13 protein-coding genes are annotated in these 17,101 nt (G+C 73.7%); 5 read left to right on the plus strand and 8 right to left on the minus strand.

Annotated elements, in window-relative coordinates; all coding sequences use genetic code 11:
* Nucleotides 1–79: 79 nt before the first annotated feature.
* Nucleotides 80–1,327, plus strand: a complete 1,248-nt coding sequence (locus ACLJPL_RS10035) for an ROK family protein (protein WP_411080398.1) — start codon at nt 80–82, stop codon at nt 1,325–1,327.
* Between the two features lie 312 nt (nt 1,328–1,639).
* Here ACLJPL_RS10035 and xylA read toward each other — a convergent pair whose 3' ends face one another.
* Nucleotides 1,640–2,806 (minus strand): xylose isomerase, encoded by a 1,167-nt coding sequence (gene xylA / locus ACLJPL_RS10040; RefSeq protein ID WP_411080399.1) that lies wholly within the window; start codon nt 2,804–2,806, stop codon nt 1,640–1,642.
* A 219-nt stretch (nt 2,807–3,025) separates the two neighbouring features.
* Here xylA and xylB point away from each other — a divergent pair, with 219 nt between their 5' ends.
* From xylB to ACLJPL_RS10055, 3 genes are all read left to right on the plus strand, one after another.
* Nucleotides 3,026–4,507 (plus strand): xylulokinase, encoded by a 1,482-nt coding sequence (xylB, locus tag ACLJPL_RS10045; RefSeq protein ID WP_411080400.1) that lies wholly within the window; start codon nt 3,026–3,028, stop codon nt 4,505–4,507.
* 69 nt (nt 4,508–4,576) lie between these two features.
* Complete coding sequence (locus ACLJPL_RS10050; RefSeq protein WP_411080401.1) at nt 4,577–5,857, plus strand: VWA domain-containing protein; 1,281 nt, start codon at nt 4,577–4,579, stop codon at nt 5,855–5,857.
* A complete protein-coding gene (locus tag ACLJPL_RS10055) occupies nt 5,857–6,693 on the plus strand; it encodes a hypothetical protein (protein WP_411080402.1) in 837 nt (278 codons plus the stop codon). The genes ACLJPL_RS10050 and ACLJPL_RS10055 overlap by 1 nt, the downstream gene beginning before the upstream one ends.
* Before the next feature lie 278 nt (nt 6,694–6,971).
* Here the strand turns inward: ACLJPL_RS10055 and ACLJPL_RS10060 are convergent, their stop codons facing one another.
* Complete coding sequence (locus ACLJPL_RS10060) at nt 6,972–7,187, minus strand: DUF6243 family protein (protein WP_411080403.1); 216 nt, start codon at nt 7,185–7,187, stop codon at nt 6,972–6,974.
* A 251-nt stretch (nt 7,188–7,438) separates the two neighbouring features.
* Entirely contained in the window at nt 7,439–8,119 is a 681-nt protein-coding gene (locus tag ACLJPL_RS10065; RefSeq protein ID WP_411080404.1) for a TetR/AcrR family transcriptional regulator, read from the minus strand.
* Nucleotides 8,120–8,251: 132 nt separating this feature from the next.
* Here ACLJPL_RS10065 and ACLJPL_RS10070 point away from each other — a divergent pair, with 132 nt between their 5' ends.
* On the plus strand, nt 8,252–9,214 hold the full coding sequence (locus ACLJPL_RS10070; RefSeq protein ID WP_411080405.1) for a DMT family transporter: 963 nt from the start codon (nt 8,252–8,254) through the stop codon (nt 9,212–9,214).
* Nucleotides 9,215–9,419: 205 nt separating this feature from the next.
* Here the strand turns inward: ACLJPL_RS10070 and ACLJPL_RS10075 are convergent, their stop codons facing one another.
* The 5 genes from ACLJPL_RS10075 to ACLJPL_RS10095 form a co-directional block, all read right to left on the minus strand.
* Nucleotides 9,420–10,394, minus strand: coding sequence for an ABC transporter substrate-binding protein (locus ACLJPL_RS10075; protein ID WP_411080406.1), 975 nt, complete (start codon nt 10,392–10,394; stop codon nt 9,420–9,422).
* 1 nt (nt 10,395) lies between these two features.
* On the minus strand, nt 10,396–12,381 hold the full coding sequence (locus ACLJPL_RS10080; protein ID WP_411080407.1) for an ABC transporter permease: 1,986 nt from the start codon (nt 12,379–12,381) through the stop codon (nt 10,396–10,398).
* Nucleotides 12,381–13,550 carry a quaternary amine ABC transporter ATP-binding protein gene (locus ACLJPL_RS10085; RefSeq protein ID WP_411080408.1) on the minus strand — a complete coding sequence of 390 codons (1,170 nt, stop codon included), beginning with the start codon at nt 13,548–13,550 and terminating at the stop codon, nt 12,381–12,383. The genes ACLJPL_RS10080 and ACLJPL_RS10085 overlap by 1 nt, the downstream gene beginning before the upstream one ends.
* Entirely contained in the window at nt 13,547–15,160 is a 1,614-nt protein-coding gene (locus tag ACLJPL_RS10090; RefSeq protein ID WP_411080409.1) for a GMC family oxidoreductase, read from the minus strand. Before ACLJPL_RS10090 ends, ACLJPL_RS10085 begins: the two co-directional genes overlap by 4 nt.
* A gap of 96 nt (nt 15,161–15,256) precedes the next feature.
* Nucleotides 15,257–16,759, minus strand: a complete 1,503-nt coding sequence (locus ACLJPL_RS10095; RefSeq protein WP_411080410.1) for an aldehyde dehydrogenase family protein — start codon at nt 16,757–16,759, stop codon at nt 15,257–15,259.
* Nucleotides 16,760–17,101 lie beyond the last annotated feature (342 nt).

Below are 17,101 nucleotides of genomic sequence, written 5' to 3' on the forward strand. Positions count from 1 at the left end.
CCCCGGGCGTCTTCCGGGGAAGGGGCCGCGTCCGCCCCGCTGCCCGTCGCGCCCGGCATCACATAGGCTCGGCGACGATATGAAGAGCAGCTTCACTCCGTTGGGGCCCAAGGCCGACAAGGACACCGTGCGACGGCACAATCTGAGCCTGGTACTGCGCGCCGTGCGGGACGAGGGCGAGAGCGGGGAGGCGACCCGCGCCGGAGTGGCCGCCCGGGTCGGGCTGACCCGGGCCGCGGTGTCCTCGCTCGTCGAGCAGCTCATGGACAGCGGGTTCCTCACCGAGTCGGGCAAGACCTTCAGCGGCCAGGCGGGCCGCCCCGGCACCGCGCTCAAGGTGACCCGCACCGGCCCCGCCGGGCTCGGCGTGGAGATCAACGTCGATTACGTGTCGGTCTGCGTCGTCGACCTCGCGGGCACCGGCCGGGTCCGGCAGACCGAGCACCTCGACAACCGGGCCGCGCCCGCCGCCGAGGTCCTCGCCCGCGCGGCCCGGATCGCCGCCCGGACCCTGGACTCGGCCCGTGAGCAGGAGCTGCGGCCGGTGGGCGCGACGCTGGCGCTGCCGGGCCTGGTCTCCGGCGGCTCGGTGCGACAGGCCCCCAACCTCGGCTGGAGCGAGGTCCCGGCGCAGGAGCTGTTCGCGGACGCGCTCGCCGCGCTGCGCCCCGGCCACGACGTGCTGCCGGTCGCCTCGGAGAACGAGGCCAACCTCGCGGCACTGGCCGAGCTGTGGTTCGGCGGCCTCGGTGACGTACGCAGCTTCCTGTATCTGACCGGCGAGATCGGGGTCGGCGGCGCGCTCGTGCTGAACGGCGAACTGCTGCGCGGTGCGCACGGGTTCGCCGGGGAGATCGGCCATGTGGTGGTGGACCCGGACGGGCCCGCGTGCCGGTGCGGTTCGCGGGGCTGCCTGGAGCAGTACGCGGGCCAGTCGGCGCTGTTGCGGGCGGCCGGGGTCGAGGGGGCCGGGGACGGCGACGGAGTGCGGGAGCTGGAGCGGCGCGCGCGGGCCGGGGACGAGCGGGCGGTGGCGGCGCTCGCCGGGGCGGGGCGGATGCTGGGCCGGGTGGTGTCGGGTGCGGTGAATCTGGTCGACCCGGACGCGGTGGTGCTCGGCGGGATCTACCGGGGGCTGATGCCGTGGCTGTCGCCGCCGGCCGACGAGGAGCTGACCGGCCGGGTGGTGTCGGGGCTCTGGTCCCCGGGCAGCGGCCGGCTCCGCGCGTCGTCGGTGGCGGGGGACGCGGCGCGGGGCGCGGCGGCACTGGTGGTGCGGGACGTGCTGGACGACCCGGTGGCGTACGCGGGGCCGTCCGGGGGGTGAGGGCCGGGGGAAGGCGCGGGGCGGCGACCTGCCCGCGTACCGGCGGCTCCCCCACGGTGGCCGGGCCCGTCCCCGTACCGGCAGCGCACCGCCCCACGCCGGCCTCGTACCGGCAGCGCACCGCCCCACACCGGCCTCGTACCGGCAGCGCACCGCCCCACGCCGGCCTCGTACCGGCAGCGCACCACCCCACACCAGCGCGCCGGCCCCGTACCGGCGGCTCAGCCCCCACCCGCGTACCGGCGACTCACCCACGGTCGCCGGGGCCCACCCCGTGCCGGCGACCCACCCCCGTACACCGTCAGCCCCCCGTCAGCGCACCCCGAGCAGGTGGTCCATGGCCAGTTGGTCCAGCGCCTCGAAGGCCATCCCGCGTGTCGCGGCGGCGTCCACGTCGAACTCCTCGTACGCCGTGCGGTCGGCGAGCAGGCCCGTGAGGCCGTCCCCGGCGGTGGGGCGCGCCAGTTCGTCCAGGCGGGAGGCCCGCAGCGCCGCCCGCACCTCGGGGTCGGCGCGGAAGGCCGCCGTACGCTCCTTGAGGATCAGGTAGTTGCGCATGCAGCCCGCCGCCGAGGCCCACACGCCGTCGAAGTCCTCGGTGCGCGGGGGCTTGAAGTCGAAGTGGCGCGGCCCTTCGTAGCCGCTCTCCAGCAGGTCGACGAGCCAGAACGCCTGGCGCAGGTCGCCCGCGCCGAAGCGGAGGTCCTGGTCGTATTTGATGCCGGACTGGCCGTTGAGGTCGATGTGGAAGAGCTTGTCGGCCCACATGGCCTGGGCGATGCCGTGCGGGAAGTTGAGCCCGGCCATCTGCTCGTGCCCGGTCTCGGGGTTGACGCCGACCAGTTCGGGGCGCTCCAGGCGCTCGATGAAGGCGAGGGCGTGGCCGATGGTGGGGAGCAGGATGTCGCCGCGCGGCTCGTTCGGCTTGGGCTCGATGGCGAAGCGGAGGTCGTAGCCCTGCTCGGTGACGTACTCCCCCAGCAGGTCGAACGCCTCCTTCATCCGGTGCAGGGCCAGGCGTACGTCCTTGGCCGCGCCGGATTCCGACCCCTCGCGCCCGCCCCAGGCGACGAAGGTGGTGGCGCCGAGTTCGACGGCGAGGTCGATGTTGCGCAGGGTCTTGCGGAGCGCGTAACGGCGTACGTCGCGGTCGTTGGCGGTGAACCCGCCGTCCTTGAAGACCGGGTGGGTGAAAAGGTTCGTCGTCACCATGGGCACGACGAGCCCACTGGCGTCGACCGCCTGCCGGAACCGCTTGACGATCGCCTCGCGTTCCGTGCCGGTCGAACCGAAGGGGATCAGGTCGTCGTCGTGGAAGGTGACGCCCCAGGCGCCGAGTTCGGCGAGCCGCTGTACGGACTCGACGGGGTCGATGGCCTCGCGGGTCGCGTCGCCGAAGGGATCCCGGCCCTGCCAGCCCACGGTCCACAGGCCGAAGCTGAACTTGTCCTCGGGGGTGGGGGTGAAGCGTTCCGTCATCGTCGTCCGACCGCCTTCGCCTGCCGTGGGGAGCCAGGACCAGAGCCCGGCATCCCTATTTGTTCAGTGCCATGACTAATCATGCACACGCGGTCCTCCCGGCGTAACCCCCTGGTCGGAGCGGAGCGGGTTCGGGACCTGTTCCCCGGGCCGCGCATCACGTAATTTGTTCGCTGCACAGCCGAATGAGTCCCACCCGCCACACGAAAGAGGCCGCCCATGTCGTCACGCACCGTCGTCATCGGCGTGGACAGCTCCACCCAGTCCACCAAGGCCGCCGTGATCGACGCCGTGACCGGCGAACAGCTCGCCGTGGGACGCGCCCCGCACGTCGTCACGGGTGAGGGCGGGGCGCGGGAGAGCGATCCGGAGGTGTGGTGGCTGGCGCTGGGCGACGCGGTGGCGACGGGGCTGAAGGAGTCGGGGCTCCCCGCGCGTTCGGTCACCGGGATCGCGGTGGCCGGACAGCAGCACGGGCTCGTCGTGCTGGACCGCTCGGGCCGCCCGCTGCGGCCGGCGCTGCTGTGGAACGACACCCGCTCGGCCCCGCAGGCCGCCGGGCTCACGGCCGCACTCGGCGGGCCCGACGCGTGGACGGCGCGGACCGGTTCCGTGCCGGTCGCCTCGATCACCGCCTCCAAGTGGCAGTGGCTGCGCGAGAACGACTCCGGCGCGGCGAAGGCCGCCGCAGGCGTACGGCTGCCGCACGACTTCCTCACCGAGCGCCTCGCGGGCATCGCCGCGACCGACCCCGGGGACGCCTCCGGCACCGGCTGGTACGCCACCGCGACCGGCGCGTACGACCCCGGACTCCTGGAGCTCCTCGGCCTGGACCCGGCCCTCCTCCCCGAGGTCGCGCCCACCGGGGCCACCCGGATCGGCTCGCTCACCGACGCGGCGGCCGAGGCGCTGGGGCTGTCCCCGGGCATCGCGGTCGCCGCGGGGACCGGCGACAACATGAGCGCGGCGGTGGGCCTCGGGCTCGGCGGCGCGGGGCTGCTGGACCACCCCGTCCTCAGCCTCGGCACCTCGGGCGTGGTCTTCGCCGCCTCCCGCACCCGCTCCACCGCCCCGGCGCTCTCCGGGTTCGCCGCCGCCGACGGTACGTATCTCCCGCTGGCCTGCACCCTCAACTGCACGCTCGCCGTGGACAAGGTCGCCTCCCTCCTCGGCCTGCACCGCGAGGACACCGCCCCCGGCGGCGAAGCCGTACTCCTCCCCTACCTCGACGGCGAACGCACCCCCGACCTGCCCACCGCGTCCGGGCTCCTCACCGGGCTGCGCCACGACACCACCCCGCAGCAACTGCTCGGCGCGGCCTACGAGGGCGCGGCCGTCACCGTCCTGCGGGCGATGGACGAGCTGCTGCGGGCCTGCGGTCTGGACCCGGACTCCCCCGAGGTCGCCGCCCGTCCGCTGCGGCTGATCGGCGGCGGGGCGCAGGGGCGGAGCTGGGTGGAGACGGTCGGCAGGCTCTCCGGCCGTCCGCTCGTCATCCCCGCCGGGGGCGAGCTGGTGGCCCTGGGGGCGGCCGCGCTCGCCGCCTCGGCCGCGGGCGGCGGGGACCCGGTGGCCCTGGCGACCTCCTGGGGCGCGGGCGACACGGGCGGCCGGCTCGACGCCCGGGAGCGCGACATGGAGACCTGGCAGCGCGTCACCTCGGTGCTGGACCGCGCCTCGGGTCCCCTGCTGGGCGGTTGAGGGCCCGTCAGGCGTCGGGCGCGGCGGACCCGGTTGGGAATACGAACTGATTTTCCATAAGATCCGGCGATGATCACAAGAAAACGGCTGACGACCGGGGTGTGCATAGCGCTCGCCACCCTGGCCGCCGGACTCGGCTCCGCGCTCCCGGCCGCCGCCGACGGACCCCCCACGACTCCCGCCCCCAAGGTCGAGCTGGTCCTCGACGTCAGCGGCTCCATGCGCACCCGCGACATCGACGGCCAGTCCCGGATGAGCGCCGCCAAGCAGGCGTTCAACGACGTCCTGGACGCGGTGCCCGAGGAGGTCCACCTCGGCATCCGCACCCTGGGCGCCGACTACCCGGGCGACGACCGCAGGACGGGCTGCAAGGACACCCGGCAGCTCTATCCGGTCGGCCCGCTGAACCGCACCGAGGCCAAGACCGCCGTCGCCACCCTCGCCCCCACCGGCTGGACCCCGATCGGCCCCGCGCTGCTCGGCGCGGCCGACGACCTCGAAGGCGGCGAGGCGACCCGGCGGATCGTCCTCATCACGGACGGCGAGGACACCTGCGGCCCGCTCGACCCGTGCGAGGTGGCCCGGGAGATCGCCGCGCGCGGCACCCACCTGGTCATCGACACGCTCGGCCTGGTGCCGAACGCCAAGATCCGCCAGCAGCTCACCTGCATCGCCGAGGCCACCGGCGGTACCTACACCGCCGTCCAGCACAAGGACGAACTCTCGCGCCGCGTGACCCAGTTGGTGGACCGGGCGGCCGAGCCGGTCGTCACCCCGGTGGCGACCGAGGGCGCGGGCAGCTGCGCCGCCGCGCCCAAGCTGGAGCCGGGCCTCTACACCGACCGCGAGAAGATCGGCGAGCACCGCTGGTACCGGGTCGACGTGCTGCCCGGTCAGGAACTGCGCGCCTCCGCGAGCGTGGCCGCCGACCGAGCCGTCGACGACGACTACGGCGTACTGCTGCGCGCGGTCACGGTCCATGGACGCGAGATCGTCCGGGGCTCCGAATCCGGCACGGGACGTACGGACGTGATCTCGTCCGGCCTGCGCTACCCGAAGGCCGAGGTGGAGGACGGCGACGACGGCAGCGGCAAGCCCGCCGCCGAGACCGTCTGCCTCCAGCTCTCCAACGCCTTCTCCGCCCCCGCCTCCGTGAAGAAGTCGCCCGGTCTGCCCGTCGAGCTGACCGTGGACGTGGTGGACGGACCGGACCGGGCGGCCGACGTGGCCGCCTTCGGACTCGGCCGGGGCTGGTGGCTGCTCGGCGTCCTCGTCCTGACCGGCCTGGTCGCGGGCCTGCTGACCGGCTGGCTCACGCGCTGGCGCATCGCCGTATGGAGGACCAACTGATGGTGACGACGACATCCCGCCGCACGCGCGGCGCGCGGCGCGCGGTCACCGGGGCGCTGCTCGCCGGAATCACCCTGCTCACCCCGGCGGGCGCGGCCGTGGCCGCCGACCCGTCGCCGAGCGCGAGCTCCGGCGAGGAGGGCTCGGGGCCCACGGAGGCCGGCACCGCCTTCCGTACCGCGACCGCGCTCCAGCAGGGGCAGACCGGCACCGCCCGGGCGTCGGCGGGCGACTACCTGTACTGGGTGTTCCCGGCCGACACCGGGCAGCGCGCGACCGTCCGGGCGACGGTGAAGCTGCCGGAGAGCGAGGCGAAGCGGTCGGGCTCCACCTGGCAGATCGATGTGTACGACGGGCTGCGCCGCCGCCAGGCGTGCACATACGGGCACCAGACCCGCAAGGCGGCCGCCGACGCGCGGGCGGTCGAGCTCTCCTGCGTGCTGCGCACCGTACGGTCCTGGTCCGAGCCGTGGGCCAATGACCCGCTGCCGGGCAGCTACTACGTGCGGCTGACGGTGGTGAACCTCCCCGCCGACGAGCTCGGGCTGCCGTTCGAGGCCGAGGTGCGGGCCGACGCGGTGGACGCGGGCGGCGCGCACCACGTGGACGGCACCCTCGCCGAGCCGCTGGTGCCGGGCGTCTCGGTGACGGGTGCGCCGGGAGCCTCCCAGGCCCGGGCCGCCGGTGCGCCCGAGGACGGCTGGGCCTCCGGCTGGTGGACCGGCCGCTGGCTGTGGACGATCGGCGGCGGGGTGCTCGCCGCGCTGGCGGCGGTGTTCGGCTACTCGCTGACGCGGGGGCGCGGCCGGCCGGTGCATGTGCCGCACGGGGGCTGAGGGGGGCTGCGGGATCTGTGCGGCCTGTGAAGTCTGCGGGCCTGTGGGGTCTGTGGAGCTGCGGGGGCCTGCGAAGTCTGCGGGCCTATGAGGTCTGCGGGGGCTGCGGGGTCTGTGAGGTCTGTGGCCCCAGCGGCCTGAGGGCCTTGTGGCCGCGCTTTCCGGCCCGGACTCAGCGGTGTCGGCGAGGTGACCGTGCCCCGTACGGCAGCAGGGCCCGGACCGCGACGCGCGGTCCGGGCCCTGCCCCGTGCGGTGCCGCCCTACGCGGCGGTGCCTCAGCTCTGCGCGGCGTCGTCGCCCGGCTGGACCGCGCCCTCGGCCGCGCCCGCCTTCTCGCGCATCTTGCGCACCAGCTCCGCCTTCTGGTCGGCGGCGCTCCGGCGGTCGAGGTTGCGGTGCGGACCGTTGTTCTGCCGTTCGGCGCGGGACTGCCTCTTGCGCTGGCCGCCGCCCATGCCCACGGGGTTGTTGATGTTCTTGCTCACGGTCATGGGTTCTCCCGAAGTGGTGTGAAGGATCTACGGATTCGTCGGTGGGGGACGGGCGCGGCGACGTCGGGGACGTCAGCGGGGGCCCATCACGCGCTCACCCGTGAACCGGCGTCTGGAAGAACATGGCAAAGACGTTACCCGGTTCCGTCGCCCCCGCGAACCAACTCTTTCACCGTCCCGTACGGCGACCACCGGTGAGGTGATCCCCTCCCGGACCGCTCCGCCCCGCGTCCTCCTCCCCCGCATCCCCGTCAGCCGGTTCGCGGGGGCGCCAGGAGCCGGTGGGCGAGGCCGCTCAGCGAGGCGGCGATCCGGTCGTGGGAGAGCCCCAGTTCGTGGCGCTGGAACCGGTAGAGCTCCGGGGCGAGCGGGCTGAGGGCGATGTCGATGGCGGCGTCCGGGTCGGGGGCGCCGGCGTCGACGAGCAGTGTGCGGACGTGCACGCGCCAGAAGCCGTACGCACCCGTGGTGAACCGGTCGGGACCCACCTCCGCGCCGAGCGCCAGCGGCAGATGGTGCTCCAGCAGGTCGAGCATCGCCAGGTAGAACGCGGCCAGCCGTTCGGCCGGGGGCGCGCCGGGCCCCAGCGGCGCAGGCCCGTGGATGAGCCGGCCCTGAAGGCGGCGTTCGTGCTCGTCCAGCAGGGCCACCGCGACCGACGAGGGGTCGGGGAAGCTCCGGTAGAGCGTCGCGCGGCCGACGCCCGCAGCCTTCGCGATGCGGTCCATGGTCACCGTACGGGGATCCTGCTCGCTGAAGAGCTGCTCGGCCGCCGCCAGGATCTGCGCCCGGTTGCGTACCGCGTCCGCACGCCGGCGGGGTGCCGCCGCGGCCCGGCCGCCCCCGCCCCCCGGAGCCTGGAGGTCGCCCAGGGGGCCCCCGACACGGTGTACGGCGGCGGATCCGCGTCCGCCCTGCTCGTCGTCGCTCATGCGTCGACCTTACGTGCCGCCGAGCCAAGTGGACAGCTTGTCCGTTTACCTGGAGGCGTGGCACTCTAAGCGGACACGGTGTCCATTTAGCCGTGCTCCCCATCCCCTCCTCGCCTGCCTCAGGAGATCCAGATGCACATCGCGCTGCTCGCCGCGGCCCTCTTGGTCGGCTGCCTGCTGGCCGTCCAGGCCGCGGTCAACCTCCAGCTCAACTCCGCCGTGGGCACCCCGTACGGCGCGTCCACGATCCAGCTCGGCGTGGCGACCGGGCTGCTCCTGGCCCTCGCGGTGGCGACCGGCGCTCTGGGCGCGCTGGGCGGGCTGCCCGACGTGGAGCCCTGGCAACTGCTCGGCGGGCTCGCCAGTCCGCTCTACATCACCAGCGGCATCCTGTTGTTCCCCCGGCTGGGCGCGCTCGCCGCTGTCGGGCTCTTCGTCACCGGTCAGATGTTCGCGTCACTGGCCCTGGACCTCTTCGGCCTGCTCGGCATCGCGCAGAAGGACCTGAGCGCCGGGATCGCCCTCGGGGCCCTGGCCGTCCTCGCCGGCATCGTCGTGATCATCAGGGGCCAGAAGGCCGCGGCACCCACGGCCTCCGGTGCCGGGCGGGCCGGAAGGAGCGGGGGCGCCGGACAGGCCGCAAGGGCCGGCCGGCTGGGCCTCGGCGTCCTCGCGGGGGCCGCCCTGCCCGTACAGGGCGCGGTCAACGCCCAGTTGCGCGCTCAGCTCAAGGAACCGGTCGCCGTCGCCCTCGTCAGCTTCGCGGTGGCCACGTTCACCATCGCCGTCGTGCTGCTCGTGCTGTACGCGACCCGCAGGACGCCCGGGCCGAAGGTCGCCCCTCTGCGGAAGATGCCGTGGTGGGGCTGGCTGGGCGGGGCCTGCGCCGCCGCCTATGTCACCGGCGCCTTCCTGCTCATGCCGTCCATCGGCGCGGCCGTCACCATCGCGCTGACCGTGACCGGGCAGCAGCTGACCTCCGCCCTGATCGACCACCGCGGCCTGTTCCGGCTGCCCCGGCGGACCCTCACCGGACCGCGCGTGATCGGCCTGGCCCTGCTCATCGCCGGCTCGCTCACCATCCAGCTCGCCTGACGGCGCTCCCGCCGCCGGGCACCCGCGAAGGCGCCGCGCCGGACGCCCATGCGAAGGCACGGCGCCCGACGCCCACGAAGCCGCCGCACTCCCCCGATGAAGCAGACCCGACCCCGTACGGAACCCGACGAACCCGAGGAGCGCCCCGTGTCCGACTCGGCCGGCCCCGGCCTCCCCCGCCGCTCCCCCGGCAGGCGGGATTCCGCTACCCCTTCTCCAGCCACTTCTCCCAGACGTCCGGGTGGCGGTCGATCCAGCGCTTCGCCGCCTCCTCGGGCGTGAGCCGCTGCGAGGCGATCATCTCGGAGACCTCGTTCTGGTCCTTCTCGGACCAGTGGAACTTCTTCAGGAACGAGGCCGCGTCGCCGCCGCGCTCCACGAAGTCCGCGTTGAGGAACTTCTGCAACGGCGTCGTCGGGTACGCGCAGTCGATGTCCTCGGGGTCCTTCGCCGCGCACGCGTCGGTGTACTCGGGGAGCTTCACCTCGACCATCGGCACCTCGTTGAACAGCCACTGCGGCTGGTACCAGTAGCTCAGGAAGGGCTTCTTCTCCTTGGCGAACTGCTGGATCTGGGTGATCTGGGCCGCCTCGGAGCCGGCGAAGACCACCTTGTAGTCCAGGTCCAGGTTCTTCACCAGGGCCACGTCGTTGGTGACGTAGGAGGGAGAGCCGTCCATGAGCTGGCCCTTGCCGCCGCTCTCGGCGGTCTTCAGCTCGTCGGCGTACTTGTCGAGGTTCTTCCAGTCGGTGACGTCGGGGTGCTTGTCCGCCCAGTACTTGGGGACGTACCAGCCGATGTGGCCGGTGACCCCGAGGTCGCCGCCCCGGACGATGGTCTTCTTCTCGTCGACGTACAGCTTCTCCTGGTCCGGGTGGCCCCAGTCCTCCAGGATCGCGTCGACGCGGCCCTGGCTGAGGGCGTCCCAGGCGGGGACCTCGTCGGTCTGCACCAGGTCGACGCGGTAGCCGAGCTCCTCCTTGAGGAGTTGCTCGGCCACGGCGACGTTCGCCTGGGCGCCCACCCAGGACTGGACGGAGAGCGTGACCGTCTTGACCCCGGCGGGGGCGGCGAACGGGGACGACTGCTTCGTCATGTCGGCGGCGCCGCAGCCGGCCGTGGCGAGCAGGGCGGTGGCCGAGGTGAGCGCCACGAGCAGGCGCTTGCGGGAGCGGTTCATCTCAGCTCTCCTGTCGCTGGCGGCGGGCGGTGGGCTGGGTGACCCGGTCGAGCGTCAGGCCGAGGCAGACGATCGCGGCTCCGGCGACGAGCCCGGTGGCCAGGTCGCCCTGGGCGAGGCCGAGGACGACCTCGTAACCGAGCGCTCCGGAGCCGACGAGTCCGCCGATGATGACGACGGCGAGGACCAGCACGACCGCCTGATTGACGGCGAGCAGCAACGATGGCCTGGCCAGGGGTAGTTGGACCTGGCGCAGTTGCTGGCCGGGGGTCGCGCCGAGCGAGCGGGCGCACTCCATCGCGGCCGGGTCGACGCCCCGCAGCCCCTGGGTGGTGATGCGGACGACGGCGGGCAGCGCGTAGACGACGGCGGCCGCCGCGGCGGGGGCGCGGCCGACGCCGAAGAGGGCGACGACGGGGATCAGGTAGACGAACTGCGGCATGGTCTGGAAGACGTCCAGGACCGGTCGCAGCAGCCGCTCCAGGCGTTCGCTGCGGGCCGCGCCGATCGCGATGCCGAAGCCGAGCACGAGGGTGACGGCGACGGCGGCGAGCACCTGGCTGAGGGTGTCCATCGAGGGCTCCCACACGCCGAGGACGCCGATCGCGGCCATCGCGAGGACGGCGGTGGCGGCGGTGCGCCAGGTGCCGATGGTCCAGGCGAGGGCGGCGACGATCAGCAGCACCGACCACCAGGGCAGCCCGGTGAGGCCGCTGCGCAGCGGGTTGAGGACGCCGCTGGTGAAGTGGGAGGCCAGGTCGGCGGTGCCGCCGACGACGGGCACGCCGGTGTAGAGGTGGTCGACCATCCAGTCCTTGGCGGTGTTGACCGGTCCGGCGATGGCCACCGTGACGTCCTCGGGCCAGACCCGGCCGTCGGTGAGCCGCCCGGCGAACGCGACGGCGGCGGTGGCCACGGCGGCCAGGGCCCAGCCGCGCCACCCCCTGAGGAGGGCCGGGCCGGTGGGCTCCGCGCCGATGCGGCGGCCGGCCGCCTCCGTCGTACGGTCGAGGACCACGGCCAGCAGCACGATCGGGATGCCGGCGGCGAGGGCGGCGCCCACGTCGACGGAGGACAGCGCCTGGTAGACGCGGTCGCCGAGGCCGCCGGCGCCGATCACCGAGGCGATGACGGCCATGGAGAGCGCCATCATGATGGTCTGGTTGAGGCCGAGGAGCAGTTCCTTGCGGGCCAGCGGGAGGCGGGCCGTGAGCAGCCGCTGCCGGCCGGTCGCGCCGAGCGAGGCGACGGCCTCCATGACGCCGCCGTCCGCGCCGCGCAGGCCGAGCGCGGTGAGCCGGGCCATCGGCGGAGCCGCGTACACGACGGTGGCGAGGACCGCTCCCGGGACGCCGATGCCGAAGACCAGCACCACGGGGAGCAGGTAGGCGAAGGCGGGCAGCACCTGCATGGTGTCGAGCACCGGGCGCAGCACGCGGAAGACGCGGTCGGACAGCCCGGCGGCGAGGCCGAGGAGCAGTCCGAGTACGACGGAGGCGAGGACCGCGACGACCATCAGGGCGAGCGTCTGCATGGTCGGCACCCACATGCCCAGCAGCCCGCAGGCCAGGAACGACACGGCTGCGGTGAGGGCGAGCCGGAGGCCCGCGACACGCCAGGCGACGGCGGCGGCGAGCACGGTGACGCCGGCCCAGCCGAGGGCCAGGAGCACCAGATAGACACCGCGTACGGAGAGCACGACGGCGTTGCTGATGTGGCCGAAGAAGTAGAGGAAGAGGGGGTGGTCGTCCCGGTTGGAGACGATCCAGTCGGTGACGTCGCCCAGCGGGGCCGAGAGGTCGGCGGTGAGCGCTTCGGGCCAGACGCCGCCGCCCCAGCGGCTGTGGACGAGGGGGACGAGGATTACGGCGGCGAGGGCGAGCAGCAGGAGCTTCCCGGCCGCCGGGCGTTCGCGGAGGGCGGCCAGCGGCCCCCGGCGCGCGCCCGCCTGCGCGGGGCGCACGGGGGTGGCCTGGGCGGTGGCCATCAGGCGGTCACCCCGCGTTCGCGGGGGCCGTCCGGGGCGTCCGGGCCGCCGGTCGCGGCGGTGTCGGCGGGGCTCTTCGCGGGTCCGGTCGTGTGGGCGGACGCGGCTGTTCCGGCGACGACGTCGAGGAGGCACGCGTGGTCGACGACGCCGACGAGCCGTCCGCCGTCCATCACCCGGGCGGCGGGGTCGCCGGAGCGGGAGACCGCTTCAATGGCCTCGTACACGGTGGCGTCGGGGCGTACGGCCGGGCCGCGTTCGCTCTCCCCGGCGAGCGCGGGGCGCATGGCGGTGGCGACGGTGAGGACCTGCTCGCGCGGCACGTCCCGGACGAACTCGCGCACGTAGTCGTCGGCGGGCGAGCCCACGATCTCCTCGGGGGTGCCGAGCTGGACGATGCCGCCGTCGCGCATGAGGGCGATCCGGGTGCCCAGGCGCAGCGCCTCGCTGAGGTCGTGGGTGATGAAGACCATGGTGCGGCCCTCCTCGCGGTGCAGCCGGACCACCTCGTCCTGCATCTCGCGGCGGATCAGCGGGTCCAGCGCGCTGAACGGCTCGTCGAAGAGGAGGACGGACGGGTCGACGGCGAGGGCGCGGGCCAGGCCGACGCGCTGCTGCTGGCCGCCGGAAAGCTGCGAGGGGCGGCGGTCCTCCAGGCCGGCCAGACCGACCTTCTCCACCAACTCGGCGGCTTTGGCGCGGCGTTCGGCCTTGCTCAGGCCCTGGATCTCCAGGCCGTAGGCGACGTTGTCCAACACCGTGCGGTGCGGCAGCAGTCCGAAGTGCTGGAAGACCATCGCGGCGCGGTGGCGGCGCAGTTCGCGCAGCCGGGCGCGGTCCATCGCGAGGACGTCCTCGCCATCGATGGCGAGAGTGCCGCTGGTGGGCTCGATCAGCCGGGTCAGACAGCGTACGAGGGTCGACTTGCCGGAGCCCGACAGGCCCATGACGACGAAGACCTCGCCCTTGCGGACGTCGAAGGAGACATCGCGTACGGCGGCGGTGCAGCCGGTGGCCTCGCGCAGTTCGGCGGGCGGGAGCGCGGCGTGCTCGCTGCCGGGGACGCGGTCGGCCTTGGGGCCGAAGACCTTCCAGAGGTTGCGCACGGAGAACACGGCGTTCTCGTCGGCGGCCCCGACTACGGCCTCGGTGGCCCGGGTTGCGGTCATCGGACATCACCTCCGGTGCTGGCACCGGTGACCGGGACGGCGTCACGCGCCTGGTCGCCGAGGAGTTCGGCGCACTTCTCGCCGACCATGAGGACTCCGATCATCGGGTTGACGGCGGGCATCGTCGGGAAGACGGACGCGTCGGCGATCCGGATGCCCTGAAGGCCACGGATGCGCAACTGCGGGTCCACGACCGCCTCCTGGTCGTCGGCGGCCCCCATCCTGCACGTGCCGGCCGGGTGGTAGACGGTGTGGGCGACCTTGCGGGCGTACTCGCTGATCTCCTCGTCCGAGGTGACCTCGGGTCCGGGGCAGACCTCGCGGGTGAGCCAGTGGGCGAGCGGTTCGGTGGCCGCGATCCGCCGGGCGAGCTTGATCCCGTCGACGAGGGTGCGGCCGTCGTAGTCGTCCTCGTCGGTGAAGTACCGGAAGTCCAGGGCCGGCTTGGCCTCGGGGTCGGCGCTCGTGAGGTAGAGGCGGCCCCGGCTGCGCGGCTTGGGGATGTTCGGCGTCATCGACACCCCGTGCTCGGGCTTCTCGTAGCCGAGGCGCTCGGGGTTGTCGGTGAACGGGATCTGGTAGAAGTGGAACATCAGGTCCGGGCCCCGGGATCCGGGGTCGCGGCGGACGAAGAGTCCCGCGTCGGAGTCCATCGCGGAGTTCTCCGGGATGGGCCCGTCGGTCTCCCAGACGATGACGGACTCGGGGTGGTCGAGCAGGTTCTCGCCGACGCCCGGAAGGTCGTGGCGGACGTCGATGCCGAGCGCTTCGAGGTCCTCGCGCGGACCGATCCCGGAGTGCAGCAGCAGGCGCGGGGTGTCCACCGCGCCCGCGCAGACGATGACTTCGCGGGCGGCGCGCAGGAGGATCTCCTCGCCGTCCTTCGTACGGACGTGTACGCCGGTGGCGCGGGCGCCGTCGAACTCCAGCCGGTAGGCCCATGTCTCCAGCAGAATGCGGAGGTTGGGACGGTCACCGGCCTCGATGTGCGGGTGGAGGTAGGCCACCGAGGCGGAGGAGCGCTTGTTGTTCTCGGGGTGGTAGGCGAGGTCGAAGAAGCCGACGCCCTCATGGAACGGCTTGCGGTTGAAACTGTCGACGCGCGGGACCCCGGCCGCCGTCTGGGCGGCGTCGACGAAGTCGCGGGCGATGGCGTTGCGGTCCTTCTCGTCGACCGGGACGATGTTGTTGCGCAGCTTGGCGAAGTACGGGTCCATCGCGGCCGCGTCCCAGCCCTCCGCGCCGGCCTCGGCCCACTCGTCCCAGTCGCCGGGCAGCGGCTTGAAGCTGATGAGCGTGTTGTGCGAGGAGCAGCCGCCGAGGACCCGGGCCCGGCTGTGCCGGATGTGCGAATTGCCGCGCGGCTGCTCGGTGGTGGGGTAGTCGTAGTCGAGGTCGCCGCCGAGGAGGCCGAGCCAGCGGCGCAGGGTGAGGACGTCGTCGCGGTCGATGTCGGTGGGGCCGCCCTCGATGACCGTGACGGTGGTGTCCGGGTCCTCGGTGAGACGGGAGGCGATGACCGATCCGGCGGTGCCGCCGCCGACGATCACGTAGTCGGCCACGGGGCCTTCGGGGTCGGGGGCTGCGGTGCTGCGAGGGGTGGGAGGCATCGGTCACTGCTCCTTCTGCAAGGTTCGTGCGTGTGCGTGGTGCTGCGAACAGCCGGGCGGGACCCGGGCGTCGATCGGCCCGGGTCCCCGCAGGCGTCAGCCGGCGAACCAGCGCTGGGGGCGCGGGTTGAGGTTCTGGTAGATGTGCTTGGACTCGCGGTACTCGGCGAGGCCGGTCGGGCCGAGCTCACGCCCCGTACCGGACTTCCCGAAGCCGCCCCACTCGGCCTGCGGGAGGTAGGGGTGGTAGTCGTTGATCCAGACGGTGCCGTGGCGCAGTCGTCCGGCGACCCGGCGGGCCCGGCCCGCGTCGCTCGTCCAGACCGCGCCCGCCAGTCCGTAGTCGGTGTCGTTGGCCAGCGTGATGGCCTCTTCCTCGGTACGGAAGGTCTCGACGGTGAGGATCGGGCCGAAGGTCTCCTCGCGGACCACCCTCATCCCCCGGTGGCAGCCGTCGAGGACGGTCGGCCGGTAGAAGTAGCCGCCTTCGGGGCGTACGTCGCTGGGCTCGGGGCGCGCGCCGCCGGCCCGGACGATCGCGCCCTCCTCGCGGGCGGAGGCGACGTACGCCTCGACCTTGGCGAGCTGCTGGGCGGAGACGAGCGGGCCGCACTCCACGCCGTCCAGGGTGCCCCGGCCGAGGCGGATGGCGTCGGCGCGGCGGGCCAGCTCGGTGACGAAGCGCTCGCTGACGGTGTCCTGGACGATCAGGCGGGCCCCGGCGGAGCAGACCTGGCCGCTGTGGAAGAACGCGGCGTTCAGGGCCTGGTCGACGGCGGTGTCGAAGCCCTCGTCGGTGGCGCAGGCGTCGGCGAAGACCACGTTGGGGTTCTTGCCGCCGAGCTCCAGGGCGACCTTCTTCACGGTGGGGGCGGCCGCCTGGGCCACCTTCGTACCGCTGGCGAGGCCGCCGGTGAAGGAGACCAGGTCCACGTCCGGGTGCTCGGAGAGCCGCGCGCCCACGGGGTCGCCCGCGCCGGTGACCAGGTTGGCGGCCCCGTCCGGGAGGCCCGCCTCGGCCAGGAGCCGGATCAGGTGGACGGTGGAGAGCGGGGTGACCTCGCTGGGCTTGAGCACGAAGGTGTTGCCGGCGGCGAGGGCCGGGGCGATCTTCCAGCTGGCCTGGAGGAGGGGGTAGTTCCAGGGGGCGATCAGGGCGCAGACGCCGACCGGCTCGTGCACGACGATGCTGTGCACGTCGGGGTCGCCGGCGTCGACGACCCGGCCGCCGCTCTCGTTCATCACGAGGTCGGCGAAGTAGCGGAAGGCGTTGGTCACGTCGTCGACGTCGACGCGGCCCTCTTCGAGGGTCTTGCCGGTGTCACGGCTCTCGGTGATCGCGATCTCCTCGCGGTCCCGCTGGAGCAGCTCCGCGACCCGGCGCAGCAGCCCGGCCCGCTCGGCGACCGGCTTGTGCGGCCAGGGGCCGTCGTCGAAGGCGCGCCGCGCCGCCGCGATCGCCGCATCGGTGTCCTCGACGCCGCCCTCGGCGACGACGGCCAGGACGGTGGCGTCGGCGGGGTCGAGGATCTCGCGCGTCGCGCCTGATCCGGCGGCCCGCCAGGCGCCGTCGATGTGGATGGTGCTGAGCGCCGACATGTCGTGTTCTGCCTTCCGTACCCGAAATGCCCCCGTTCGGTTCAGCGGGGGCGTCCTGCGCGGTGGACCGGGGTACGGCCGCACCAGCGGTCGGGGCCCCTCCCCGGTTCGGCGGAATGTATGCCAAGAATTTCACTCTGCGTGACACACCTCACTCGGGGTGGCCTCGGGCGGGGGTGCCGGGGGCGCTGTCCGGACGCGGCCAGGGCGGGGGTGCCGGGGCGCTGTCCGGACGCGGCCAGGGCGGGGGTGCCGGGGCGCTGTCCGGACGCGGCCAGGGAGACGGCACCACCGCGTCCGGGCAGGCATCCAGCACCCCCACACAGCAGGAGGTCGGCAAGA

It is taken from the genome of Streptomyces sp. cmx-18-6, from assembly GCF_046548915.1.
Taxonomy (GTDB): Bacteria; Actinomycetota; Actinomycetes; order Streptomycetales; family Streptomycetaceae; genus Streptomyces.

Coding starts and splice junctions, on each gene's coding strand:
- ACLJPL_RS10065 (WP_411080404.1), bottom strand. CDS start 8,119: ATGAGCGACGACGAGCAGGGCGGACGCGGATCCGCCGCCGTACACCGT.
- ACLJPL_RS10075 (WP_411080406.1), bottom strand. CDS start 10,394: ATGAACCGCTCCCGCAAGCGCCTGCTCGTGGCGCTCACCTCGGCCACC.
- xylB (WP_411080400.1), top strand. CDS start 3,026: ATGTCGTCACGCACCGTCGTCATCGGCGTGGACAGCTCCACCCAGTCC.
- ACLJPL_RS10035 (WP_411080398.1), top strand. CDS start 80: ATGAAGAGCAGCTTCACTCCGTTGGGGCCCAAGGCCGACAAGGACACC.
- ACLJPL_RS10070 (WP_411080405.1), top strand. CDS start 8,252: ATGCACATCGCGCTGCTCGCCGCGGCCCTCTTGGTCGGCTGCCTGCTG.
- ACLJPL_RS10095 (WP_411080410.1), bottom strand. CDS start 16,759: ATGTCGGCGCTCAGCACCATCCACATCGACGGCGCCTGGCGGGCCGCC.
- ACLJPL_RS10060 (WP_411080403.1), bottom strand. CDS start 7,187: ATGACCGTGAGCAAGAACATCAACAACCCCGTGGGCATGGGCGGCGGC.
- ACLJPL_RS10050 (WP_411080401.1), top strand. CDS start 4,577: ATGATCACAAGAAAACGGCTGACGACCGGGGTGTGCATAGCGCTCGCC.
- ACLJPL_RS10055 (WP_411080402.1), top strand. CDS start 5,857: ATGGTGACGACGACATCCCGCCGCACGCGCGGCGCGCGGCGCGCGGTC.
- ACLJPL_RS10090 (WP_411080409.1), bottom strand. CDS start 15,160: ATGCCTCCCACCCCTCGCAGCACCGCAGCCCCCGACCCCGAAGGCCCC.
- xylA (WP_411080399.1), bottom strand. CDS start 2,806: ATGACGGAACGCTTCACCCCCACCCCCGAGGACAAGTTCAGCTTCGGC.
- ACLJPL_RS10080 (WP_411080407.1), bottom strand. CDS start 12,381: ATGGCCACCGCCCAGGCCACCCCCGTGCGCCCCGCGCAGGCGGGCGCG.
- ACLJPL_RS10085 (WP_411080408.1), bottom strand. CDS start 13,550: ATGACCGCAACCCGGGCCACCGAGGCCGTAGTCGGGGCCGCCGACGAG.